This is a genomic window from Castellaniella sp. (assembly GCF_049671645.1).
Classification (GTDB): domain Bacteria; phylum Pseudomonadota; class Gammaproteobacteria; order Burkholderiales; family Burkholderiaceae_B; genus Castellaniella.
On the sequence record NZ_JBATVG010000013.1, the window covers coordinates 177,372 to 201,559 of the forward strand.

The window sequence follows — 24,188 nt, forward strand, 5'->3', positions numbered from 1 at the left end:
GCGTCTTTACACCACGACGTTCCCGGCCAGCAGCGCCTGGATTTCGTCATCCCTGAAACCCCAACCCTCGAGCACCTCCGTCGAATGCTCGCCCAGACCGGGCGCCTGTGACACGGGCACCCGCGGCGTGTCGGACAGGTAGACGGGCACGTCCAGGATGCTGAGCGGGCCCGCCTTCGAATGATGGACATCCGCGACCATTTTTCTGCGCTTCACCTGGGGATCATCGACGGCCTCGTCATAGCGTTTCACCAGTCCGCAAGGCACGGACGCCGCATTCAGGACGGACAGCCACGCCTCGCTCGTTCTCCTGCGAAACAGCGGCTTGAGCTCGGCCTCCAGAGCAGCCCGGTGGCGCACGCGCAGCGGCGGCGAGCTGAAACGCTCCTCGGCGAGCAAGGCCTGCACGTCCAAAGCTTCACAGAGCTTTTCCCAGAGCGCCTGGCTTGCCGCGCCGATGACCACATGCCGGCCATCGGCGCAGAGAAAGGCGCGGTACGGAGCGACATTGCGATGCGAGGACCCCAGCGGCTCGGGAACTTCTCCCAGGCCGAAATACCGGGAAGCCTCCCAGAGCGACCAGGCGATCGGGGTATCCAGCAAGGCGGAATCGACACGCTGTCCGCGACCCGTGTGCTGCCGGGCCGCGAGAGCCGCAAGAATGCCTATCACCGCCCACATGCCGCAGCCATAGTCGGCGATGGGCTGGGACACCTTGACGGGCTCGCCGCCCGGCTCGCCGGTGATACCCATCAGCCCGCCCATCGCCTGCGCCACGATATCGACACCGCCCAGCCCGCGATAGGGTCCGTCCTGGCCGAAGCCGGAGATCGAGCAATAGATGAGCCGGGGATTGATCTCGCTCAGCCTCTCATAGGAGACTCCCAGCCGCTCCGCGGTCCCCGGGCGGGAGCTCTCCAGAACGATGTCGGCGTCCTTGACCATGCGGTAGATGACTTCCCGCCCGCCGGGTTTCTTCAGATCGATGACAAGCCCCTTCTTATTGTGATTCATCATCTCGAACGGAAGCCCAACCCCCGCCTTCATCGGGCCGAAGCTGCGCACCACATCCCCATCCGGGGGTTCGATCTTGATGACGTCCGCACCCAGGCTCGCCAGCACGCTGCCCGCATACGGCCCTGCGATGAACCGCGTCATTTCCAGAACTTTGATACCTTGCAAGGCGGTGGTCATTTTTTCTCCATGACTAATCCAAATCACAATATCGAAGCATCGGGGACTTACTTGCCCGATGTTTTAGCGAGCGTCATGACATAGTGCTCGGCGGCGGCGTCGTTGATGGACGACCACAGGGACTGGCTCGACCGGAAGTCCTCCCAGTTCTTGTGGACCTTCGCGAACAGGGGATCGGCCTGCGCCTTTTCCCTCAAGAGATCCCCCGTCGCCTTGTACATGGCCTTGACGACATCCTCGGGCCAGTAGCGCAGCTTGACGCCGTTGGCGAGCAGCCGCCGCAGCGCCGCGATATTCACGGCGTCGTACTTCGCGATCATCCTGGAACGAGACTCCGCGCTCGCCGTGGCGATCGCGGCCTGGTAGGAGGGCGGCAGGCTGTCCCAGCGACTCTTGTTCACGATGAAACTCAATTGCGCATCGAGCTCCAGCACGCCGGGGGAGTAATAGAACTTGGCGGCCTTCCACAAACCCAGTTTTTCGTCGTCGTGCGGGCCAATGATCTCGACCGCGTCGAGCGTGCCTTTCTCGAGGGAAGAATAGACGTCGCTATGGGCGATCTGCTGAGGCACCGCGCCGAGCCTGGCATAGACCTCGCTGACAAAGCCCGGGGTCCGGATACGCAAGCCTTTGAGATCCTCCGCACCTTTGATTTCCGAGCGGAACCATCCGCCCATCTGCGCCCCCGTCCCCCCGCAAGGGAACTGCAGGACGCCGAATTGGCCATACAGCTCACGCATCAGTTCAAGGCCGCCGCCATAGCTCATCCAGGCGTCCTGCTGGCGAGGCGTCATCCCGAAGGGCAGGCAGGTATCGAACACCAGGGCCGGGAGCTTGCCCAGATAATAGAACCCACAGGTGACCCCGCACTCGACCGTACCTTGCTGAACGGCATCGAGGACTTGATAGCCCGGAACGATTTCTCCGGCCGGAAACACGCTGATCTCAAACTTCCCATCGGTCAATTCCTTGACCCGCCGCCCAATCTGCTCGATGCCGCCGTGTATCACATCAAGTGTCGTCGGGAAGCTGGATACCAGCCGCCACTTGATTCGAGGCTCGGACGCTGCGCTGACGGGCAAGGCGGCTCCCGCCATTGTCGCCATCGCCACTGCCGACCCGGTTCGTATGAATGCACGCCTGGACGTCTCATCCTTTGTCATGACCCGCTCCTTTGGTTTGTTGGATATTTTCTTTCACAATAAAGTGCATACACTTTTTTTGAAAGTGTATGCATGATAAAAGCGGTGTTCTGCCATGTCAACATATCGACGCAGGCCGGCGCCCCTCCAGCATCGCAATGACGGACACGGGCGCCCGACAACCATCCGCACCGGAAAGTGGCCTATAGTGTGGCTCTCGTGCCATCGGAGACGCCCCCGTGCCCCCACCGCCCGCCAGCCCCGCTACCCGCCAGATTCTGGCCGGCGTATTGCTGCTGGTCGTCTCCATGTGGGCGCTATCCGGACTGGACGCCAGCGGCAAATACCTGATGGGCGAGGACATCGGCGTCACGCTGTTCGTGGTGTGCCTGGTGCGCTACGGGGTGCACGTGACGCTGACGATGCTCACGATCATCCCGATCCGGGGATGGAAGGCACTGCGCTGCAGCCGGCCACAGGCCCAGACTGCGCGCGGCCTGTCCATGCTGGCCGCCACCATGCTGTTTTTCACCACGCTGCATTACCTGCCGCTGGGCCAGGCTACCGCGATCAACTTCCTGGCGCCCCTGATCGTCTTGTCGATTGCGCCCTGGGCGCTCAAGGAACCTCCCTTCCTGTCGCGCTGGGTGGCTGCGGGGGTCGGGCTTCTGGGCGTGCTGGTGGTGGTGCGGCCGGGCTCGGGACTGGACCTGACCGGCACGCTGTTCGGGCTGTTGACGGCCTGCGCGCTGGCTTCGCAATACATCGCATCCCGCCGGGTGGCGGTCGACGATCCCTACACGACGCTGATCTGGAGCGGCGCCGTGGGCAGCGTCGTCATGACGCTGGCCCTGCCCGTCTACTGGCAGGACATCGTGGCGCTGTTCGGGCGGCTGTCGGTATTCGAATGGCTGGTGCTCATGGGCACGGGGTTCTGGGGCTGCCTGGGGCATTTCCTGCAAATCCAGGCTTACCGGCGGGCGCCCGCCTCGTTGCTGGCGCCTTTCGTCTATTTCCAGATCGTCAGCGCCGCCGCGCTGGGCTGGCTGATCTGGGGACAATTTCCCGATCTCGTGTCCTGGCTGGGCATCGCCATCGTCTGCGCCAGCGGCATCACGATCGGATTCATCGAATGGCGCCGCAACGGCGCCGCTCGGGCCGGGGTCCCTCAGGACGCCTAGTCCGACCGACGGCTACGCCAGCGCCAGTTGCGCAGCGCTCATCTGCTGTTCCTTGTCCAGCTTCATCTCCCGCATCAGGCTGGATAGTTTCTGGGTGGCCGCCATGAGCGCGCCGTTCAGCGCGCTCATCTGCGCCTGAATCTGCCGCAAGCGAGTGCGCTTGACCTCGGGATCCATCCCCTCGTCAGCCTGGGTTTCCCGCAAGTCCCGTGCCAGTTCGGCCAGTTTTTCCCGCAGGTCGCGGATCATGCGCAGCAGGTTCTTCACGGCATCAGGCAGATCGCTATCGTCGATGTCCCGGTAGCGGTTCGAGGCGCTCGACGCGACCTTGGACGACGCCGCGGACAAAGCCCGTCCCAGGTCGGAAATCGACGAACGGACCGGAGACGCCCCATCCGCCGACGCCTCTCCGGCAGGCGTCCTGCCGCCAGCCGGCGCAAGACCGATCGGCGGCGGAATGGCGAAAGAAAGCGGATCGAGAGGATTCATGGCGTCACTCCGGCTGCGGACCCCGGCAGGCGGAACACAGCTGGCGGCCCCATGTACGAAGTCTACGGCCGGATTGCGGCGGTCTTTACCCGGGCGCGGAAAGCGGGTTCGGCGCGGACCGGAAACGCAGGCGGGCCCCGACCGGCACCTGCGCCAATCGGTCCAACTGCGCGCTCAGCACCACGGCGATGACCGGATATCCCCCCGTCAGCGGATGATCGGCCAGGAACAGGACAGGCTGTCCGCTGGGCGGCACCTGCAGAGCGCCCGCGACGGTTCCTTCGCTGGGCAGTTCCCCGGGACGCGCGCGCACCAGGGGCTCGGCTCCGGCCAGCCGCATGCCCACCCGGTTGGACTGCGGCGTCACGACCCAGTCCTGCGACAGGAGCCGGCGCAGAGTGTCAGCGTCGAACCAGTCATCCCTCGGGCCGAGCACCACATCGAAAGTCACCTGATCTCCCGCGCAAAGCGCATCGGCCTCATCGGACACAGGTCTGTCATCAACCGGACCGTCCTCGAACGGAAGCAGGCGGCCGACCGACACCCGGTCGCCCCGCCTCAGGGGCTCGGGGCCCATGCCGGCGAGGATGTCGGTGGCGCAACTACCCAGGACGGGCCGCGCCGCCCAGCCGCCGGCAACGGCCACATAGCAGCGCACGCCGGCGCGTACCCGGCCGATCCGCAGCTCGTCTCCCTCGTTCAGCACGATGGGATGGCCGGCTGCCGCAGGCAGGCGCATGCCCGATGCCGAAGTCACGACCACCGGCGCCGTGGCGCCGGTCACCGCCATCACGGCCCGCCCGTGGCAGAGCAGCCGCAATCCACCCAGCGCGTGTTCCAACACCGGCGCGCCGGGCGGATTGCCCACCAATCGATTGGCGCGGCGCATGGACCGGCGGTCGAGCGCGCCCGACCGGGAAACCCCCAGGCGCGTCAGACCGGGCCGGCCTTCGTCCTGGATCAGGGTCTGCAAGCCCGTATCCAGCACCTCGCAGGCCGTCGGCGCATCGGGCGCAGCAGCATCGGCCACACTGGGCGGCGGCGCAGACTTCGTCCTCGCAGCGGCGGGCAAACTGCGCACGGTCCCGGGGGCGTCCAGATCGCGGAAACGGACCTGGAAGCCCGGTTGCACCAGCGCCGGTTCGGCCCGATCCATATCCCACATGCGCCAGGGCGTCTCGCCCAGCAATTGCCAGCCGCCCGGGCTGTCGGACGGATAGACGGCGCTGAAATCCCCGGCCACCGCCACCGACCCTGCCGGCACGCGCACGCGCGGCGCGCCGCGCCGGGGCACGCCATGGAAACAGGGATCGCCGCCCGCCAGGTAAACGAAACCCGGCGCAAACCCGGCGAAAGCCGCCAGATAGTCGCTGCCGGTATGGCGCTCGATCAGTTCGGCACGCGTCAGGCCGAGCAGGTCGGCGACCGCTTCCAGGTCCTCGCCCGCGTAGCGCACGGGGATCTCCACGCGGCGGACGGCGGTCCTCGCCCGGTTCGTCACCGGGCGCGTGGTCGACGGTTCGGTCCGCGCCCGCATGGCTGCGGCGATCCGCTGCAGCCATGCGGCAACCTCCCGGGCCGTCAGGACGGACGGGCTGAACAGCACCAGCAGCGTGCGAGCGGCGGGAATCACGTCCTCCACGCCGGCGGGCCAGGCGCCCAGAGCCTGGAACAGCGCCAGAGTCTCGTCCAGCGAACCGAGTTCCGCCAACACGGCGCCGTCACCGGCCGGCAGACAGCGCGGAGAAATCATATTGCCCGCACATCCACGAACGGCGTCAGGGCGACACCGGAGGACTCGAGCCGCTGCCGCACCGCGCGCGCCAGGGCGACAGCGCCCGGGCTGTCGCCATGCACGCAGATCGAGTCGGCCTGCAGGCGCACACGGCTGCCGTCGATGGCGGTGATTTCGCCCGTGCGGACCAGGTCCAGCATGCGGTCGGCGACCTGGGCAGGATCGTGCAGCACGGCGCCCGCCTCGCGGCGCGACACCAGCGCCCCGGCGGGCGTGTAAGCCCGGTCGGCGAAGGCCTCGGCCACCACGCGCAGACCGCGCGCCCGCGCCCAGTCCAGCAACGGCGAACCTGCCAGCCCCATCAGGACCAGGCCGGGGTCCAGCGCCAGCATGCCGGCAATCACGTCCGCCGCCTGCCGCTCGTCGTGAGCGATCGTGTTGTACAGGGCGCCGTGCGGCTTGACGTACGCGACCCGGGTCCCGGCGGCAGCGGCCAGGCCCTGCAGGGCGCCGATCTGATAGATCACGTCGGCCACCAGTTCGCGGCTGGACGGGTCCATATTGCGGCGGCCGAAGCCGACCAGGTCGGGATAGGCCACATGCGCCCCGATGACCACGCCACGATCCGCCGCCGCGCGCAGGGTATCCAGGATGCCGGCCGGGTCCCCAGCATGAAAACCGCATGCGACGTTGGCGCTGGTGACGATGTCCAACATGCTGGCATCGTCGCCCATGCGCCAGGCGCCGAAGCTTTCCCCCAGATCACTGTTCAAGTCCATGATGTTTCCTTATCATTTCAGGCAATGCGATGGATTGTTGAGCAATCCGCCCCATCAAAAAACAAACCGCCGCCCAGCCAACCTACGAACCAGGGGACTCCATGCAATCCCGGCATTATCCCAGCGCCATCCCATCCCCGAGCCTGGCCGACACGGTCGCCGAAAACCTGCGCCAGCAACTGATCCAGGGCCAATTGCATGCGGGACAACGCCTGTCCGAAGCCAGCCTGAGCGAGCAACTGGACGTATCGCGCAATACCCTGCGCGAGGCCTTCCGCGTCCTGGTCAAGGAAGGTCTCCTGCACCACGAACCCAACCGTGGCGTATCGGTCGTCGTCCCCAGCATCGCCGACATTATCGACATCTATCGGGTACGCCGCCTGATCGAGTGCCAGGCGCTGGCCCAGGCCTGGCCGCGCCACCCAGCCCACAAGCGCCTGAATCAGGCCACCGATGCCGCGCGGCAGATGCGCGAAGCGGGAGACTGGCTGGGCGTGGGGTCGGCCAACATGGCATTTCATGCGGGCATCGTCGCCCTGGCCGACAGCGCCCGCCTGTCGGCGATGTTCGCCGACATCGCCGCCGAACTGCGCCTGGCCTTCGGCCTGCTGGACGACCCGGAATACCTGCACGCGCCTTTTGTGGACCAGAACATTCACCTGTTGAACCTGTTTGAATCCGGCGATACGGCCGCCGCCGCGCAAACCCTGGAACATTACCTGATCCAGTCCGAACGCATGGTGCTGTCGGTCTACGCCCGACGCATCGACTAAGCCCCCGCATTCCGGCCGCCGGACGCGCACCCCGCAGCGCAGGGGAGCAGCCGCCACGCTCGGCCCTTTCATATGATTGAACAATCACAATCAAATGAATGAACAAACAAAGACTATATCGCCTACAAAAATATTCGCATTGTTGAAAACCCTGATGGATGCCGGGCAATAGCTGCGCTACTGTTTCCCCTGGCCATTGACTGGATCAGACCCGGCCCACCGGCGCATATGTTCCCCATGGCCCTGCCACCTCGATCACGACCTGCTAGGAGATCTGATGAAACGTCGCGCCTTTTTCACCGCCACCCTGGCTGCCGGCCTGGGCCTGGCGTTCAACGCCCATGCCGCCGCGCAATGGGATCTGGCCTCGGCCTACCCCGCCTTCAATTTCCATACCCAGAACCTGGAACAGTTCGCCAAAGACGTATCCACCGCCACGAACGGCGATGTGAAGATCACGGTGCACTCGGGCGCATCGCTCTTCAAGATGCCCGAGATCAAACGCGCGGTGCAGGGCGGGCAAGCCCAGGCCGGCGAATTCTTCATGGTCAGCTTCCAGAACGAATGGCCGCTGTTCGGGCTGGACGGCCTGCCCTTCCTGGCCGGCAATTACGACGAGGCCTGGAAACTCTATCAGGCCCAGCGCCCCGCCCTGGACAAGAAACTGGACCAGCAGGGCATGAAACTGCTGTATGCCGTCGCCTGGCCGCCGCAAAGCATCTATAGCAACAAACCCATCAACACCGTCGCCGATCTTAAAGGCATGAAATGGCGGGTCTACAGCCCGACCACGGCCCGCATCGGCGAACTGGTCGGCGCCCAGCCCGTCACCATCCAGGAAGCCGAACTGACCCAGGCGCTGGCCACCGGGGTCATCGAAGGCCTGATCACCTCCAGCGCCACGGGGGCCGACAACAAGCTCTACGAGCAGATGAAATATTTCACCAACGTCCAGGCCTGGATTCCCAAGAACGCGGTGGTCGTCAACAAGAAAGCCTTCGATGCGCTACCCAAGGCCGAGCAGGACGCCGTGCTGAAAGCCGCCTCCCAGGCCGAGGAACGCGGCTGGAAGACATCCCGCCAGGTGGATGCCGATTCCATCGCCAAGCTGAAGGCCGGCGGCATGCAGATCGTCGAACCCTCGGCCGAACTGCGCGCAGGGCTGGCGAAGGTCGGCGACACGGTCATCCAGGAATGGACGGCCAAGGCCGGCGACGACGGCAAGCAGGTGCTGGCTGCGTATCGCGCCGGTAAATAAGATCGGACACGACAAGGACTTCCTATGCGCAAATGGCTCGACGGCCTCTACGATGTCAGCGCCTGGCTGGCGGGGCTATGCATGATTCTGGTTCTTGTCGCCGTCACCTTCACCATCCTGGGCCGCCTGATCGGCTTTCCGGTCGGCGGCATCGATTCCTACGCGGGATACGCCATGGCGGGGTCGGGTTTCCTGGCCTTGGCCAGCACGCTGAAAAAAGGCGAACACATCCGCGTCACTCTGGTGCTGGGCATGCTGCGGGGCGCCAAGCGCCGGGGGCTGGAACTGGCCGCTTTGCTGGTCGCCACCCTGCTGGCCGGTTTCCTGGCCTTCTATTCCGCACGGCTGGTCTGGCAATCCTGGGTCTTCCAGGACATTTCCACGGGCATCGACGCCACGCCGATGTGGATCCCGCAGATCCTGATGGCGGTGGGCACCCTGGTGTTCTTCATCGCCTTCCTGGACGAGTTCTGCCTGGAATGCCACGGCCGGCGCGACCATGAATCCACCGAGGACCTGCACCATGAATGAGATCACCGCCAGCTTCGCCCTGATCGTGGTCCTGTTCGCCCTGCTGGGCGGCGGGGTCTGGGTCGGCCTGACCCTGGCCGGTGTGGCCCTGTTCGGCATGGAATTCTTTTCCGCCCGTCCGGCCGGCGACGCCATGGCCATCACCATCTGGGGCAGTTCCAGCAGTTGGACGCTGACCGCGCTGCCGCTGTTCATCTGGATGGGCGAAATCCTCTACCGCACCAACCTGTCGGAAAACCTGTTCCGGGGTCTGGCTCCCTGGGTGAACCGCCTGCCCGGGCGCCTGCTGCACACCAATGTGCTGGGCTGCACGATCTTCGCCTCGGTCTGCGGCTCATCGGCGGCCACCTGCGTCACCGTGGGCAAGATGAACCTGCCCGAACTGCGCAAGCGCGGCTACCCCGACGCGCAGATCATCGGCTCGCTGGGCGGGCCGGCCACGCTGGGATTGCTGATTCCGCCCTCCATCATCCTGATCGTCTACGGCGTGGCGGCGGAAACCTCCATCGCCAAGCTCTTCATCGCCGGCATCGTTCCGGGCCTGCTGCTGGCGGCGCTGTTCAGCGGCTGGCTGATCGGCTGGGCGCTGCTGCACCCCGACCAGGTCCCCGAAGTCGCCACCCGGATGGGCCTGCGCGAAAAGCTGCGCGAATCGCGCCAGCTGATTCCGGTCGTGCTGCTGATCCTGGGCGTCATCGCCAGCATCTACACCGGCGTGGCCACTGCCACGGAATCCGCCGCCATCGGGGTGCTGGGCGCCTTCCTGCTGTCGGCCTCGCAAAAATCCCTGACCTGGCAATCGTTCCGGGATTCCCTGCTGGGGGCCACTCGCCTGTATTGCATGATCGCCCTGATCCTGGCGGGCGCCGCATTCATGACGCTCTCCATGGGCTACATCGGCCTGCCGCGCCAATTGGCCGAATTCGTCGGCGGCCTGCAACTGTCGCCCGCCATGCTGATCGTCGCCCTGGGGCTGTTCTACATCGTGCTGGGCTGCTTTCTGGACGGCATTTCCACAATCGTCCTGACCATGGGCGTCGTGCTGCCCATCATCCATGCGGCGGGCATCGATCCGCTGTGGTTCGGCATCTTCCTGGTGATCACGGTGGAAACGGCCCAGATCACGCCGCCGGTGGGTTTCAACCTGTTCGTGCTGCAAAGCATGACACGCAAGGAAATCACGTACATCGCCCGGGTCTGCGCCCCCTATTTCGGCCTGATGATGCTGCTGCTGGTGGTGCTGTGGTTCTTCCCCGGGCTGGCGACCTGGCTGCCATCCCACATGTAGGGATCCGGGCGCCCCAACGCGCGCATGCCATGCGTGCGCAGCGGGCGCGGGGCTTATTCCAGGCCGCGGTTCAGGCGCTCGAGCTCGACGGCCGATACGCCTTCGATGGCCTTCAGAGCGCACAGCCGCTCCTCTTCGATGCGGCCGGCAATCGCGCCCACCTCGGCAAGCTCGCGCTCTATGGTCAGGCCGGCCTGCCGGCAGCGCTCCAGGACGGCGGGATACCGGTCGCGCCAGTCCTCGCTCACCAGCAGCGTCAGGCGTATCTGTCCCATGATGCCGGGTTCCGGTTCACTCGGCATCGGGCGCCCGCACCAAGCCGGCGCCGACATCCCGATAAGAATCGTCAAGCGCCTGGGCGCTGTCCACCAACCGCTCCGCAAGGCGCGCGGCACGCGCCTTGGGATCCTGCTGGGCATGCAGGGCGGCCACTCCCGCCACGAACGGGGTGGCCATGCTGGTGCCGCTGAGCTTCCGGTAAAGCCCCGGCCTCGGCCAGGATGACAACACGTCGACGCCAGGGGCCGCCAGGTTGACTTCCCCGCCATCCCCCTGCAAGCCGCCGCTGGAAAAAGGCGCCACGGCCAGCTTCTGATCCACGGCGGCCACGGCCATGATCGAAGGGCAATTGGCCGGGTGGCCCACGGGCGCGATCGAATCCGGCCGGTGGCTGTCATTGCCCGCCGCCGCCACGATGAGCGTGCCGGCGGCCAGGGCACGCTTGGCGACCTCTTCGAACACCCGGGAATAACTCTGCCCCGGCTCGACCGGACTGCCCAGCGACATGGAAATAATGTGGCATCCCTGGCTGACGGCCCAGTTGATCCCCTCCAGAATGCCGCCATCGCCGCCGCTGCCCTCATCCCCCAGGACTTTGCCGATATACAGCTGGGCCTCGCCCGCCACGCCATAGCGCGTCCCACCCTCGGGATCGCGGGGGCCGGCAGCGATCCCGGCGCAGTGCGTGCCATGGCCATTGCCATCCTGCACAGGCTGGCCCGCGACAAACGAGCGGCTTGTAATGGCGCGGCCGGAAAAATCCGGATGCGACAGATCGAGCCCGGTATCCAGGACGGCAATCCGGATGCCCTGCCCGGTTTGGGTGGACGCATCGGCGCCGACGGCCCGGATGCCCCACGAAACAGTCTCATCCTGCAGCGGCGCGGCGGCGCCTCCGGGCGCTACGGGATTGACGCCGATGGCATGGACCGTGCGTTCCGGCTCGACGGCCAGAATGGAATCGCCATCCGCCGCCGCCTCGACGAGACGCACGCGGGCCGGTTCCGAGCACCGCACAAAGGCAACGCCGATGTGATCGAACACCAAGGCGCAGGCCTCGTCCAGAGCGCCCAACCCTTCCTCGGTCCGGCGCTGGATCCGCAGTTGAGCCAGGTCGGACAGATGCCGGATGCCGGCCTCCATGCGATCCTGATGAAAAAGAACCAGATAATGGCCCGTCCCGGACCGGGACTGAGCAGTGGTGTCCGGCATGGCGACCTCCTGTCAAGACGACTTCTTTCTTGCACGTTAGCACGGTCGATTCTTGAAAAGACCCCGTGGCAATGGGTTCTTGCAATCCGTTCCCCACAGACACACCCCGGTTCAGGATCGCTTGGGGACGAAGACGAGGACCGATGAAACGACGGGCCGGCCGACGGCATCCAATGCCGTGAGAAGCAGCAATACCCGCTGCCCATTCAAGGAGAAAAGCATGATCCGCTCGATCTTGACGGCCACCGCAACCGCCGCCGCCCTGACCCTTTCCCTGGGTTCCTCCCCCGTCATGGCCGCGCAAGCCAGCGTCACCAAGGCCCCGCCCGCCGCTCCCTACAAGGCAGTCAGTTCCCTGGTGAAGCTGCCCGACTTCATCCCCGGGATGGGGCAGCTGTTCGTCGACCCGGCCACCCTGCCGGCCGGCCCCTTCCTGGGGTATGACCGCAATGGCAAGCTGGTCAACACGACCTACATGATCCCGCTGTCGGCCATGAAAGCGGACATGAACCTGCACGACCTGAAAGCGCCCGCCGGCACGGTCGACCACGTGGACATCATGTACAACGCCGGTCACCCGGGCGTCGCCGAGCCGCACATCCACATCGTGCTGTGGAACGTCCCGGTCAGCCAGGAAAGCCGCGTGGCGAAATGAAAGCCCTCGCCTTTGACCCCCGGCGACGTCTGCTGTTGTCCGCCGGGGGCGGCCTCCTGCTGACCGCCGCGCTGCAGCCACGCGCGCGGGCGGCCGGCGACGAGGTCGAGATCGCCCTGTCCGGCACCGCCAGCGGATCCGAAGTCTGGTTCCGACCGCGCGGCCTGCTGATCCGGCCGGGACAGACCGTCCGCTGGATCAACAAGGACGCCGGCAACGTCCATACCACTACGGCCTATCATCCCGACAACGGCAAGCCCCGACGCATTCCGGAAGCAGCCAGCAGCTGGAATTCCGACTATCTGATGCCCGGAAAATCATTCGCCATCACGTTCGACGTACCCGGCGTCTACGATTATTTCTGCATCCCGCATGAACACGCGGGCATGGTGGGACGCATCATCGTCGGCACGGCAGACGCCGCCGTCGAGCCCTATGCCGATACGGACGCCAAGCTGCCCGAAGCCGCGCTGAAACACTTCCCCAGCGTGGCGGACATTCTGAAGGGGGCGCCTATCCTGTAGGTGCGGGCAATATGCGCCGCCGCGCCTGCGCCGGCGAATACACTGCGTCGAATGTCGATTACGATCGGGGATGGCCGCGTCCATGACGCGGCCCGGCCGGCCCGACCCTGGGCCGGCCTGTCGAACCCGAAGGAGCGCCGTTCAGTATGTTCCGATTCGCACGCATGCTTGCCGCGCTGTCCGCCGCGGCGGCGTTGGTGGCCGTGGAGGCGCATGCCTGCACGCGCATCATCTACCATGGCCCGAACGAAACCTATCTCACGGGCCGTTCGATGGACTTCAAGGATCCGATCGTCAGCAATCTCTGGGTCTTTCCTCGCGGAATGAAGCGCGATGGAGCCGCCGGGCCTCGATCCGTGGCATGGACTTCGACCTATGGCAGCCTGATCGTTTCCGGCTACGAAATCTCGGCGGTGGACGGGATGAACGAGGCGGGCCTCAATGCGAACCTGCTGTGGCTGGCCAACGCCGGATACCCGGAGGACGACGGCGTGACCCCCCGCATCTCCCTATCGATCTGGGCGCAGTATTTCCTCGACCAGTTCGCCACGGTCGCGGAAGCGGTGAAGCATGCGCGCGCCATCCCGATGCAGGTGGTCAGCGGCGAAGTGCCCGGACGGCCCGGCAGCCTCGCCCCCCTGCACCTGTCCCTGTCCGACGCCACGGGGGACAGCGCGATTTTCGAATGGATCGACGGCAAGCTGCACATTCACCACAGCCGCGAATATCGCGCGATGACCAACGAACCGTCCTACGACGAACAACTCGCGATCACGCGCTACTGGGACGGCATCGACGGACGGACGTTCCTGCCCGGGACGAACCGCGCCTCCGACCGTTTCGTGCGCGCCAATTACTACGCCGACGCAGTGATCCAGAGCGACGATCCCAGGACTGCAGCCGCAGCGGTTTTCAGCATCGTCCGGAATGTTTCGGTGCCTTATGGCATCAGCCTGCCGGATGCGCCCAACCTGTCCACGACCCGCTGGCGCGTCGTGGCGGACCACAAGAACAAGCTCTTCTATGCCGAATCCGCCACATCGCCCAATGTGTTCTGGGTGAATCTCAAGCTCCTCGACTTTTCAAAAGGAGCGGACACACAAACCCTGGACCTGGGCGTCGATATGAACCGGACCCTGGCCGGCGAAGTGTCGAGCCGGTTCACGCCGGCGAAGCCTTTCGAGTTCATGGCGGCCGGATAGCCGCCACGCGCGGCCGCCGCATCAAAAAACCGCACAAAGCGCGGCGGCCCCGATGCCAGATACCTTCACGCGCGATACGGGCGGGGTTCCCCGGCAAAGACGACCGACCGGCATTGCAGATGCACCATTTCCAGGCCGTCCATCAGGAAGAAACCGGCCTCCCAGGGGTTCTTCAGCACGAAGGCCGTGCGCACCTGCTCGTACAGCGGCATGGAAGACGGCACCTGGCTGGCCTGCATCTCCAGGATGGTGTAATTCCAGTCGATCGCCTGCTCGAACGTGAACTTGGCCCGTTCGTCGATGATGAAGAAGCAGTGCGGATCCCGTTTCAATTGCCGCAACTTGAACGTCCCCGGCACGGAAATCAGGAAGACGTCATCGGCTTGCGTATTCAGGAAGGCCAGCACCGTCGTATGCGGCTGATCGAGCGCCAGGGTAGTGAGTATGCCCACTTTGTTGTGATGCTCTTTTTCCTGGACGGGACCCAGTTGCCGCAGCGGCGTGACGGGCAGTTCGGCCTCGGCGCGGCCATCCGGCGGAAAATCATATCCGGGCGCCCGGTACTGCTCGACGACCTGCACTCCATGGATCAGCATGTATTCCACCGGCTGCAAGGTCACCCAGCTTTCATCGGTGGCGATGACACGCCCTTTGTACGAGGTCCGGTAGACGCGCAATTCGGCATCCAGTTCATCCACCCCGGTGCGGTTGTCCAGATGCAAGGTCACCATCGATCCCGCCGCCAGCGCGTGGCCTTTGGGGATGAAGACCCGCAGCTCATTGTTCGCCCTGGGATACACGACACCCACATGGTGAACCAGGCCTTGAGGCTGGTACGATGCGGCAACCCCCAGCAATTGCTCACCCAGATAATCCTTCAGTGCCATCCGAACCCTCAGCGATATATTTCAAAACCATACAGATTCTACAAGGGGCCCGCCGAGAGGAACAGGCAGGGATCGGGCCTCCGATGTGTCGCCAAATGGCGACAGGGCAACAAAATATTTCCGAAATCCAGCCAGGGCCTGGCATTCGGGGCTGAAATGACGCCCAGATCACACGATTTCCGGTAAAAATACAGTCAACGATAAAAAGGAGAGCCCAGACAGTGACGCACCAGACACGTGAACAAACTGCGGATATCGTTGCGCGGCTCAAACTTTGCAAACGCCTGCCGACGCTCCCCACGGTGGCCCTGCGGCTCGTGGAGCTTGCCAACGACGAGTCCGCATCACTGGACGAATTCGCCGAACAGATCACGTTCGATCCGGCGCTTGCCGGAAAGCTGCTGCGCGTGGCGAATTCCTCATTCTATGGACGCCGGCGCGCGGTCACCAACCTGTCGCAGGCCATGAGCCTGCTGGGCCTGAACGCCACCATCGCGCTATCGCTCAGTTTTTCGCTGCGGGCGAGCCTCTCCCAACAATACAGGTCGGGCTTCGACACAAACGCCTACTGGCGCCGGACGCTGCTGACCGCGCTCGCCTGCCGCAGCATTGCGGAGGAATTGGACGAAGTGCAGCCCGAGGACTACCTGCTGGCGGGCCTGCTGCAAGACATCGGCATCCTCGCCATGGACGCCATGTTCGGCGATCCCTATGCGGCGCTCTACCAGCAAAGCACCGACCATCAACACCTGCTTGTGCAAGAAGCCGTGCGCTTCGGATTCACGCATGCCCAGGCGGCCGCCCACCTGTTGAAAAGCTGGGGGCTGCCGGAGCGGATCTGCCAGTCGGCATGGCTGAGCCACGAACTCATCAAACTGCCCCACGACGGGCCGCCCGAAGACGACAAGCTCCCCTTCTACGTCGCCGCAGCCGCCCTGATCGCGGATGCGTGGATGAAAGAGCAGACCGCACCGGACTCCATCGAACTCACCTATGACTCGGTCAGAACGCTGCTGAACGTCAGGTTGGAAAAATACCGCGCCATCATCGGCGCCATGATCCAGAAGATCCCCGAGATGGAGGCCTTGTTCGACACGCAGCTTGCGGACGCGCAGATGCTGCAGGACCTGGAATACAACGCCCGGGAGACCCTCGCGGTCAGGAGCCTGCTGCGCTCACACGCCCAGGACCCCGCCACTGAGGCCCTCGAGAACCGCATCACGGTGCTCGAAGAACAGACCCAGCGCGACTCCCTGACGGGGCTGTACAGCCGCAACTACCTGGACGCCATGCTGCAGCACGAGTTCGAGCGCGCGACCCGCTCGAATACACCGCTGAGCGTCGCATTCATCGATGTGGACCGATTCAAGGCCATCAACGACACGTTCGGGCACGCCATGGGCGACCAGGTGCTGGCGACGGTCGCGCAGCGCCTGCAGGCGCAATCGCGGCAGATCGACACCGTCGCCCGTTACGGCGGCGAGGAGTTCGTGATGCTTCTGCCTGAAACGGACTCGGAACAAGCCGAAGCGGTGCTGCAGCGCATGCTCGAGCATGTCCGCGACAACCCGTTTCACACCCAAAGCGGCGCCCAGGGCACCGTCACGTTCTCGGCGGGTATCGCGACCCACATGCAAGGCACTCAATTCTTCCAGAACGCCCGGGCGCTGCTGCAGGCGGCCGACAATGCGCTCTACGAAGCCAAGGAGACCGGCCGGGAGCGAATCGCGATCCACCAGCAGGATGCGACTCGACCCGCGGCGTCGGGCTCCTTCCCCCCGGCTCAGTAACTCGCGCCGGCCTTCGCCGGGATCACGCAGGACCGGCCTGGAAGCGCGCGCCAAGTCCATCGACCACCACGAATCCATGCCCGCGCCGTAGCGGCGCGGAATAGAATCGGGCGCCCTGCGGGGCGCCCGATTCCGTCGGAACGAGAGGATTTCGCGGAGCGCCGCTCAACCGGAAAAGATCGCGTCGAAATCGGGGGAGTAGTTCAGGTCCCCGTCCAGATTGAGCGTGCGCTCGATGTGATCCAGGTGTTGCAACATGACCAGGCTGGCGGCGGCTCCGTCGCCTTTTTCGATCAACCGGACCAGTTGCGCGTGCTCGTCCTCCGGGCAGGCGGGCGTGCCCGGCCGGTCGTACAGGGTGATGATCAGGCAGGTGAGCGAGGTCAGTTCGCGGATCATCCGCACCAGGGGGCCGTTGCGCGCCATCTGCGCCAGCAGGATATGGAATTCCCCCGACAAGCGGATGATGGCGCGCAGGTCGTTGTTGTGGTGGGCCAGGACTTCCTTGTCCAGGTGTTCCCGAAGCGCGGTGAGATCCTCCGGCCGGACCGACTGGCAGAGCTTGGCCACCAGCGGCGGTTCTATCATTCGCCGGGCCTCGAACATTTCACGCGCTTCCTCGGTCGTGGGCCGGGCCACGTAGGCGCCCCGATTCGGCACCAGGGTGACGATCTGCTCGTGCGCAAGCCGCGCAAGCACGCGACGGATCCGCATGCGGTTTGCCCCCGTGGCCTTTGCCAGATGTTCTTCCGCCAGCTTGGTGCCCGGCAGCAGGCGCCGTTCCAGGATCGCCGTCTGAATGCGTTCGTAGATCTGATCGCTGTCCAGTTCCTTCTGATTTTTCGTTCGGGTGCCAGGGATCGCCTGCGCCTTTGCTTGAGACATCGTCGTTCTCTTTGTATGAAATGCTCGAATGGATTGTAAACAATTTATCCGGAAAATGTTCGGAAATCATGTGTGAGATCAGGATCAAACCCTGATTCAGGTCAGATTCCAGGCCTTGGGATGCCTGCTTCCCTCACAAAATTGACATTTATGTTGAAACAATAGTGGATATAAGTGTTTATCCTTATGTTAACAATTTTGTTGAGAATATAGACTGGCGCTGTTTCCTTGTCACCCCAGGCACGCACGCCGGGGTTCCATCAGCACACGGAGTTGGAACACGCATGGATGGCATACCGTACGACTTGATCATCGCCCACGCGGAAGTGGTGACCGCCGCCGACCGGTTCCGGGCGGACATCGGCATCCGCGACGGCAAGATCGCAGCCCTGGGGCATGACCTCGGGCCCGCGACCCGGACCGTGGACGCGACCGGCCTGCTGGCGCTGCCAGGCGGCGTGGACGCGCACTGCCACCTGGACCAGCCGCAGGAAGTCGGCCGCATGGCCGACGATTTCGAAAGCGGTTCCCGTTCGGCCGCCTGCGGGGGCACGACGACCCTGATCCCCTTCGCGGCCCAGGCGCGCGGCCAGTCGCTGCGCGCGGCGGTCGAGGACTATCACCGCCGAGCCGCCGGCAAATCCTGCCTCGACTACGCCTTCCACCTGATCGTCACGGACCCGACACCCGCGGTGCTGGACGAAGAACTGCCGGAACTGATCCGCGCGGGCTACACCTCGTTCAAGGTCTACATGACCTATGACGACCTGAAACTGAACGACCGCCAGATCCTGGACGTGCTGTCCGTGGCCCGGGATCACGGCGCGCTCGTCATGGTGCACGCCGAAAACGCCGACTGCATCTCCTGGCTGACCGACCGGCTGGTCGCGCAGGGCCGCACCGAGCCCAGGTACCACGCGGTCTCGCGCCCATCGGCGGTCGAACGCGAAGCCACGCACCGGGCGATCACATTTTCGGAACTGGTGGACGTCCCCATCCTCATCGTCCATGTGTCGGGGGCCGAAGCCATCGAGCAGATCCGCTGGGCGCACGGCCGCGGACTGCGAATCTACGCCGAAACCTGTCCGCAGTACCTGTACTTGACGGCGCAGGATCTCGACCTGGAAGGCTACGAGGGCGCGAAGCTGGTGTGCAGTCCGCCGCCGCGCGATCCGGACAACCAGGAAGCCGTCTGGCGCGCGCTGTCGGGCAATGTCTTCTCGATCTTTTCTTCGGATCACGCCCCTTATCGCTACGACGATGCCGAAGGCAAGAAGCCCGGCGGCCATACCTGCCATTTCCAGCATATTCCGAACGGAATTCCCGGCCTGGAAACGCGGATGCCGCTGCTGTTTTCAGGCGGCGTGGGCGGCGGACGCATCAGCATCCACCAGTTCGTCGACCTGACCGCCACGCAGCCCGCGAAACTCTACGGCCTGTACCCCCGCAAAGGGTCCATCGTCGTGGGCGGGGATGCCGACATCGCGCTCTGGGACCCGGCATTGCGGGTCACGATCCGCAATGCCGACCTGCACCACGACGTCGACTACACGCCCTATGAAGGCATGGCGGTAACGGGTTGGCCCGTCATGACGTTCAGCCGCGGCCGCCTGGTCAGCCGGCACAGGGAATTCCTCGGTTCCGCAGGCGCCGGCGAATTCATGCCGTGCGGGACGCCCATGCAGCATGCGTGAGCGCGACAGCCGGCATTCCGCAGTACAGCAGCACCGAAGTCCTGAAGTCCCAAGTTCCGTCATCAATATCCCCTTCCACGGAGGTAGCCATGTTGCAGAAGTTCATATCCACCGCCGCGCTCGGTGTCGCGCTGTCAGGCGCGGCCTTCGCCGCAGATCTGCCCAAGACGCACTTGAATATCGTCGGCAACCTGAGTTTCGACACCGCCACGGCCTCGTTCGAGAAGCCATTCTGGACGAAGACCGTGCCCGAGCAGTCGGGCGGCGCCATCGAAACCCAGTTCAAGTCGTTCAACGAAATGGGGCTGAAAGGCGCCGAGATCCTGCGCCTGATGTCCCAGGGCGTGATCGAATTCGGGTCCGCGACGCTTTCCTATTTCGCCTCCGACGATCCGATCTATGACGCCGTCAATCTGGTCGGCATGGCGCCGACCCTGAAGGACGAGGAAGCCGTCATCGACAGCTTCACCCCCGTCTATCAACAGATCCTGCAAAAGAAAGGCATTCATCTGCTCGGCTTCGGCATCAACCCCGCGCAGGTGCTGTACTGCAACAGCAACATCGGCAAGCTCGCCGACATCGAGGGCAAGAAAGTCCGCATCAGCAGCCGCACACAAGCCGACTTCGTCGATGCCATGGGCGGCTCCAGCGTCAACATGGCCTTTGCGGAAGTGGTGCCGGCGCTGCAGACCGGCGTGATCGACTGCGCCATCACCGGCTCCCTGTCCGGCTTCAACGCGAAGTGGTACGAAGTCTCCACGCATCTGCTCGAACTGCCGCTGAACTGGAATCCCATCATGTACGCCGTCAACGACAAGGCCTGGTCCAAGCTCGACCCCAAGGTCCAGGCATTCGTGACCACGCATTTCAGCGCCATGCTGAAGGATCTGATCGCCGACGTGGCCCGCCAGAACCAGGAAGGCTATGACTGCAACTCGGGCGCGGCCGCATGCACGGCCGCGGTCAAGGGCAGCATGAAGCTGGTCAAGCCTACCCAGGAAGATCTCGACCTGCTGAAAAAAGTCGCCTACGGGACCGTGGCGCCAAAGTGGGGCGAGCGCTGTTCCGCGGATTGCGTGACCCGGTTCAACGAGACGGTCGGCAAGATGCTGGACTTCAGCGTCGCGAAGCGCTGATGCGGCGCTGACCCGCTCCCAGCCCCTCATCCGGCGGCGCATCATCCCACGGGCCTGTTGCGCCGCCCCATAGGAAAAACAGATGAACACTTTTCTAGATCGATCGCTTGACCGGGCGGCCACCCTGTCCAGATGGGGCGCGCGGGTGGCGGGCGGCTTGCTGATCGCCAGCGTGCTGCTGATTTCATTCGACGTCATCGGCCGCAAGGTCTTCGGCATGGCCTCCGCCGGCTCCAACGAGCTCTCGGGGTACGTGCTGGCCATCAGCACGTCCTGGGCCCTCGCCTTCGGCGTTTTCGAGAAGATCAACGTCCGAGTCGACCTCCTGTACCAGAAGCTGCCGCTTCGCCTGGCCGCCGCGATGGATATCCTGGCGGTCGCCGTGCTGGAGTTCTTCATCGTCGTCCTCACCTACTACGCCTTCATCACATTCCAGACCTCCCTCCAGGAGGGGGCCGCCGCGAACACGGACCTGGGGACGCCGCTATGGATTCCGCAGGGCCTGTGGGTGCTGGGCATGATCTGGATGACGATCGTGCTGGCGCTCGTGGTGCTCCGGGCGAGCGCCTCGCTCATCGTCGGGGACGTCGCCCGCGTCACCGCGCTCTGCGGGCCGCGCGGCAGCACGGACGAGGCCGAAGAAGAAGCGCGGCTGGCCAACCAGCGCACAGAACAAGGAGGGGCCTGACATGCTCGTGATCACACTGATTCTATTGCTGGGCCTGATTGCGCTGAGCGTGCCGATCGCCGCCGCGCTCGGGGTGCTGGGCCTGATCATGGACCAGCAATTCTCCATGCTGCCCCTGACCAAGGCCATCGGCGAAATCTCATGGAGCACCAGCAACGACTTCCTGCTGATGGCCATCCCCCTGTTCATCCTCCTGGGCGAGATCCTGTTGCGGGCCGGCTTCGCGGACAAGATGTACAACGCCATGAGCCTGTGGCTGTCCTGGCTGCCCGGCGGTCTGATGCACGCCAACATCGGCGCCTCGGCCCTGTTTTCGGCAACCTGCGGGTCCAGCGTCGCGACGGCGGCGACCGTCGGCACGGTGGCCGTGCCCCAGTTGCACAAATTCGGCTACAACAAGTCCCTGTTCCTGGGCAGCATCGCGGCGGGGGGCACGCTGGGCATCCTGATTCCGCCGTCGATCAACCTGATCCTGTACGGGGTGCTGACCAATACCTCGGTGCCCAAGCTGTATCTCGCCGCCTTCGTGCCAGGCATGCTCCTGGCGCTGCTCTTCGTGATCATCATCGCCCTGGTCTGCGCGGCCAAGCCATCGTTCGGCGGGCACCGGGTCGAGGCCAGCTGGAAAGCCAGGATCGCCAGCCTGGTGGATCTGCTGCCGCCGCTCGGGCTGTTCATGCTGGTGGTCGGGTCCATTTACCTCGGGATCGCCACGGCGACCGAGGCATCCGCGCTCGGGGTGCTGGGCAGCCTGTTCATGGCCCACTCCTCGAAGCGGCTGAGCTGGGCCATGCTGACGGATGCGCTGGAAGGCACGATGCGGTCCACGGTGATGGTGGTGCTGATCGTCATCGCCGCCGCTTTCCTGAGCTTCGTCATGTCCTCGACCGGCCTGACGGTGACCATCACCGATTTCATCGTCGGGCTGCACCTGTCCCCGGAACTGATGCTGCTGATCATCGTGGTCTTCTACCTGATCCTCGGTTGCGTGATGGAGACCTTGTCGATGATGATCACCACCATTCCCATCATTGCGCCGATCATGGTCGCCATGGGCTTCGACCCGGTCTGGCTGGGGATCGTCATCATCATCCTGGTGGAGGCGGCGCTGATCACACCCCCGGTCGGCATCAATCTGTTCGTGGTGCACAGCGTCAGCGGCGGCGGGACCCTGAGTCCCATCATCAAGGGCAGCCTGCCATTCGTCGTAGCCATGCTGCTGCTCGTGCTGCTGCTGGCGGTCTTTCCGGACATCGCCCTGTGGCTGCCGTCCGTGTTCAATGGTTGAATCGGCCGGCAACGGACGAACCCGCATCGATCTCAGGAGGATCACATGTCAGCACTCAAAGGCAAGGTAGCCGTGGTCACGGGCGCGTCGACGCCCAGCGGCATCGGCCTGGCCATCGCCAAACGCTTCGCCCAGGCGGGCGCCACCCTGTTCCTGGTCGCCGACCGGACCCGGGAACAACTCGATGCGGCCCGCGCGGCCTGCCTCGCCCAGGAAGGCTGCGGGCCGGTGGAGACCGCCCTGCTCGACCTGGGCGCCCCGGGGCAGGCCGAGGACATGATCCGGCTGGCGGACGAGCGCTTCGGGCGTGTGGACGTCCTGGTGAACAATGCCGGGATCCGGGCGCCGTACGACTTCGGGTCCTACACGCGCGACGTGTTCGACCGCGTCCTGGCCGTCAATCTGGCATCCGCGTTCTTTGCCAGCCAGGCGGCCATTCCGGTGATGCGGCGCGGCGGCGGCGGGCGCATCATCCACATCGCCAGCCAGATGGGGCGCGTGGCCGGCCCCCGGGCCGCCCTCTACGGCATGACCAAAGCCGCGCTGATCCACCTCACCAAATCGATGGCGCTGGAACTGTGCCGGGACAACATCACCGTCAATTCCCTGAGCCCGGGCCCCATCGCCACGCAGCCGCTGAAGGACATGGGCATGCGCAGCATGCGCGAACTGTTCGAGGCCCCCTCGTCCGAGGAAGCGCCGCCGTCCGGAGAACTGCCGGACTGGAACTCGCAACAGCTGGGCAAGCTGCCGATCGGCAGGCTGGGCCAGGTCGACGAGGTGGCGGACGTAGCCCTGTACCTGGCCGCCGGCAGCCCGAGCTTCCTGATGGGACAGGACGTGGTCGTGGACGGCGGCTACCTGCTGGAATGAGGCGGGCCGCAACCCCCTTCCCCGCGGGATGGCGGCGCTTCGCGGCCATCCCGCCGTTGTGTGATCGAATACTCTGAAATGATGGACCTGCGATGAGCAAACGTTTTCTGCTGGGCATGTTGACGCCCTCTTCCAATACTTCCCTCGAACCGGCGACCTGCGCCATCCTGAGCGGGCTGCCCGGCGTGTCGGCGCACTTTTCGCGCTTCACGGTCACGGAGATCTCGCTGGGGGAAAAGGCGACGCGGCAGTTCGACGACAGCAAGATCCTGGAAGCCGCAAAATTGCTCGCCGACGCCCGCGTGGACGTCATCGGCTGGAGCGGAACGGCAGCCAGCTGGCTGGGCTTCGACACGGACGTCAGGCTGTGCCAACGCATCACCGAGGCGACGGGCATCCCGGCGACGACGTCGGTGCTGGCGCTCAACGAGATCCTCCGGATCCGGGGCGCGAAAACCCTGGGATTGATGTCGCCCTACCTGAAGGCAGTGCAGGACCGTATCGTCGAAAACTATGCCGCCTCGGGAGTCCGGATCATCGCGGAGCGGCATCTCGATCTCCAGGTCAATTTCGCGTTTTCCGAGGTGACGGAGCCGCAGATCCTGACGATGGCCTCCGAGGTCTGCGCCAGCCGGCCGGACGCGCTCACCATGATGTGCACCAATGTCCGCGCGGCGCAGCTGGCGCCCCGGATAGAGGCGTCGC

Annotated in this window: 24 protein-coding genes; 15 read left to right on the forward strand and 9 right to left on the reverse strand. The window is 64.8% G+C overall.

Annotated features, from left to right (window positions below):
• Positions 1 to 6: 6 nt before the first annotated feature.
• A complete protein-coding gene (locus WBG56_RS04490; protein ID WP_424265640.1) occupies positions 7 to 1,194 on the reverse strand; it encodes a CaiB/BaiF CoA transferase family protein in 1,188 nt (395 codons plus the stop codon).
• A 47-nt stretch (positions 1,195 to 1,241) separates the two neighbouring features.
• Positions 1,242 to 2,357 (reverse strand): TRAP transporter substrate-binding protein, encoded by a 1,116-nt coding sequence (locus tag WBG56_RS04495; protein ID WP_424265642.1) that lies wholly within the window; start codon positions 2,355 to 2,357, stop codon positions 1,242 to 1,244.
• Positions 2,358 to 2,575: 218 nt separating this feature from the next.
• Between WBG56_RS04495 and WBG56_RS04500 the strand changes: the two genes are divergently transcribed.
• A complete protein-coding gene (locus WBG56_RS04500; protein ID WP_424265644.1) occupies positions 2,576 to 3,517 on the forward strand; it encodes a DMT family transporter in 942 nt (313 codons plus the stop codon).
• 12 nt (positions 3,518 to 3,529) lie between these two features.
• On the opposite strand, the gene WBG56_RS04505 is transcribed toward WBG56_RS04500, so the two are convergent.
• The 3 genes from WBG56_RS04505 to WBG56_RS04515 form a co-directional block, all read right to left on the reverse strand.
• A complete protein-coding gene (locus WBG56_RS04505) occupies positions 3,530 to 4,006 on the reverse strand; it encodes a hypothetical protein (protein ID WP_424265646.1) in 477 nt (158 codons plus the stop codon).
• An 85-nt stretch (positions 4,007 to 4,091) separates the two neighbouring features.
• A complete protein-coding gene (locus WBG56_RS04510; protein ID WP_424265648.1) occupies positions 4,092 to 5,759 on the reverse strand; it encodes a 5-oxoprolinase/urea amidolyase family protein in 1,668 nt (555 codons plus the stop codon).
• Positions 5,756 to 6,520, reverse strand: a complete 765-nt coding sequence (locus WBG56_RS04515) for a LamB/YcsF family protein (protein WP_424265650.1) — start codon at positions 6,518 to 6,520, stop codon at positions 5,756 to 5,758. The genes WBG56_RS04510 and WBG56_RS04515 overlap by 4 nt, the downstream gene beginning before the upstream one ends.
• Positions 6,521 to 6,621: 101 nt before the next feature.
• Between WBG56_RS04515 and WBG56_RS04520 the strand changes: the two genes are divergently transcribed.
• The 4 genes from WBG56_RS04520 (at position 6,622) to WBG56_RS04535 (ending at position 10,370) form a co-directional block, all read left to right on the forward strand.
• Positions 6,622 to 7,293 (forward strand): GntR family transcriptional regulator, encoded by a 672-nt coding sequence (locus WBG56_RS04520; RefSeq protein ID WP_424265652.1) that lies wholly within the window; start codon positions 6,622 to 6,624, stop codon positions 7,291 to 7,293.
• 277 nt (positions 7,294 to 7,570) lie between these two features.
• Positions 7,571 to 8,551, forward strand: a complete 981-nt coding sequence (locus WBG56_RS04525; protein ID WP_424265654.1) for a TRAP transporter substrate-binding protein — start codon at positions 7,571 to 7,573, stop codon at positions 8,549 to 8,551.
• Positions 8,552 to 8,575: 24 nt separating this feature from the next.
• On the forward strand, positions 8,576 to 9,082 hold the full coding sequence (locus WBG56_RS04530; protein ID WP_424265656.1) for a TRAP transporter small permease: 507 nt from the start codon (positions 8,576 to 8,578) through the stop codon (positions 9,080 to 9,082).
• Entirely contained in the window at positions 9,075 to 10,370 is a 1,296-nt protein-coding gene (locus tag WBG56_RS04535) for a TRAP transporter large permease (RefSeq protein ID WP_424265658.1), read from the forward strand. The genes WBG56_RS04530 and WBG56_RS04535 overlap by 8 nt, the downstream gene beginning before the upstream one ends.
• A 53-nt stretch (positions 10,371 to 10,423) precedes the next feature.
• Here WBG56_RS04535 and WBG56_RS04540 read toward each other — a convergent pair whose 3' ends face one another.
• Positions 10,424 to 10,645, reverse strand: coding sequence for a hypothetical protein (locus WBG56_RS04540; protein ID WP_424265660.1), 222 nt, complete (start codon positions 10,643 to 10,645; stop codon positions 10,424 to 10,426).
• A gap of 16 nt (positions 10,646 to 10,661) precedes the next feature.
• Entirely contained in the window at positions 10,662 to 11,861 is a 1,200-nt protein-coding gene (locus WBG56_RS04545; RefSeq protein WP_424265662.1) for a S8 family serine peptidase, read from the reverse strand.
• Between the two features lie 220 nt (positions 11,862 to 12,081).
• On the opposite strand from WBG56_RS04545, the gene WBG56_RS04550 reads away from it, so the two are divergent.
• The 3 genes from WBG56_RS04550 (at position 12,082) to WBG56_RS04560 (ending at position 14,242) form a co-directional block, all read left to right on the forward strand.
• The gene (locus tag WBG56_RS04550) at positions 12,082 to 12,516 is read left to right on the forward strand and encodes a DUF5602 domain-containing protein (RefSeq protein WP_424265664.1); all 435 of its coding nucleotides are present in this window, start codon (positions 12,082 to 12,084) and stop codon (positions 12,514 to 12,516) included.
• Positions 12,513 to 13,040 (forward strand): plastocyanin/azurin family copper-binding protein, encoded by a 528-nt coding sequence (locus tag WBG56_RS04555; RefSeq protein WP_424265666.1) that lies wholly within the window; start codon positions 12,513 to 12,515, stop codon positions 13,038 to 13,040. Before WBG56_RS04550 ends, WBG56_RS04555 begins: the two co-directional genes overlap by 4 nt.
• Before the next feature lie 164 nt (positions 13,041 to 13,204).
• Entirely contained in the window at positions 13,205 to 14,242 is a 1,038-nt protein-coding gene (locus WBG56_RS04560) for a linear amide C-N hydrolase (protein ID WP_424265668.1), read from the forward strand.
• 65 nt (positions 14,243 to 14,307) lie between these two features.
• Here WBG56_RS04560 and WBG56_RS04565 read toward each other — a convergent pair whose 3' ends face one another.
• Positions 14,308 to 15,129 (reverse strand): hypothetical protein, encoded by an 822-nt coding sequence (locus WBG56_RS04565; protein ID WP_424265670.1) that lies wholly within the window; start codon positions 15,127 to 15,129, stop codon positions 14,308 to 14,310.
• 221 nt (positions 15,130 to 15,350) lie between these two features.
• Between WBG56_RS04565 and WBG56_RS04570 the strand changes: the two genes are divergently transcribed.
• The gene (locus WBG56_RS04570; RefSeq protein ID WP_424265672.1) at positions 15,351 to 16,919 is read left to right on the forward strand and encodes a diguanylate cyclase; all 1,569 of its coding nucleotides are present in this window, start codon (positions 15,351 to 15,353) and stop codon (positions 16,917 to 16,919) included.
• 165 nt (positions 16,920 to 17,084) lie between these two features.
• Here WBG56_RS04570 and WBG56_RS04575 read toward each other — a convergent pair whose 3' ends face one another.
• Entirely contained in the window at positions 17,085 to 17,804 is a 720-nt protein-coding gene (locus tag WBG56_RS04575) for a GntR family transcriptional regulator (protein ID WP_424265674.1), read from the reverse strand.
• A gap of 284 nt (positions 17,805 to 18,088) precedes the next feature.
• Between WBG56_RS04575 and hydA the strand changes: the two genes are divergently transcribed.
• The 6 genes from hydA to WBG56_RS04605 all read left to right on the forward strand — a co-directional run.
• Positions 18,089 to 19,498, forward strand: a complete 1,410-nt coding sequence (gene hydA, locus WBG56_RS04580; protein WP_424265676.1) for a dihydropyrimidinase — start codon at positions 18,089 to 18,091, stop codon at positions 19,496 to 19,498.
• Positions 19,499 to 19,587: 89 nt separating this feature from the next.
• A complete protein-coding gene (locus WBG56_RS04585) occupies positions 19,588 to 20,634 on the forward strand; it encodes a TRAP transporter substrate-binding protein (protein WP_424265678.1) in 1,047 nt (348 codons plus the stop codon).
• 82 nt (positions 20,635 to 20,716) lie between these two features.
• A complete protein-coding gene (locus WBG56_RS04590) occupies positions 20,717 to 21,322 on the forward strand; it encodes a TRAP transporter small permease subunit (protein ID WP_424265680.1) in 606 nt (201 codons plus the stop codon).
• 1 nt (position 21,323) lies between these two features.
• Positions 21,324 to 22,610 carry a TRAP transporter large permease gene (locus WBG56_RS04595; protein ID WP_424265682.1) on the forward strand — a complete coding sequence of 429 codons (1,287 nt, stop codon included), beginning with the start codon at positions 21,324 to 21,326 and terminating at the stop codon, positions 22,608 to 22,610.
• A gap of 45 nt (positions 22,611 to 22,655) precedes the next feature.
• A complete protein-coding gene (locus WBG56_RS04600; protein WP_424265684.1) occupies positions 22,656 to 23,483 on the forward strand; it encodes an SDR family NAD(P)-dependent oxidoreductase in 828 nt (275 codons plus the stop codon).
• A 92-nt stretch (positions 23,484 to 23,575) separates the two neighbouring features.
• A partial coding sequence (locus WBG56_RS04605; RefSeq protein ID WP_424265686.1) for a maleate cis-trans isomerase family protein occupies positions 23,576 to 24,188 on the forward strand: 613 nt, incomplete at its 3' end.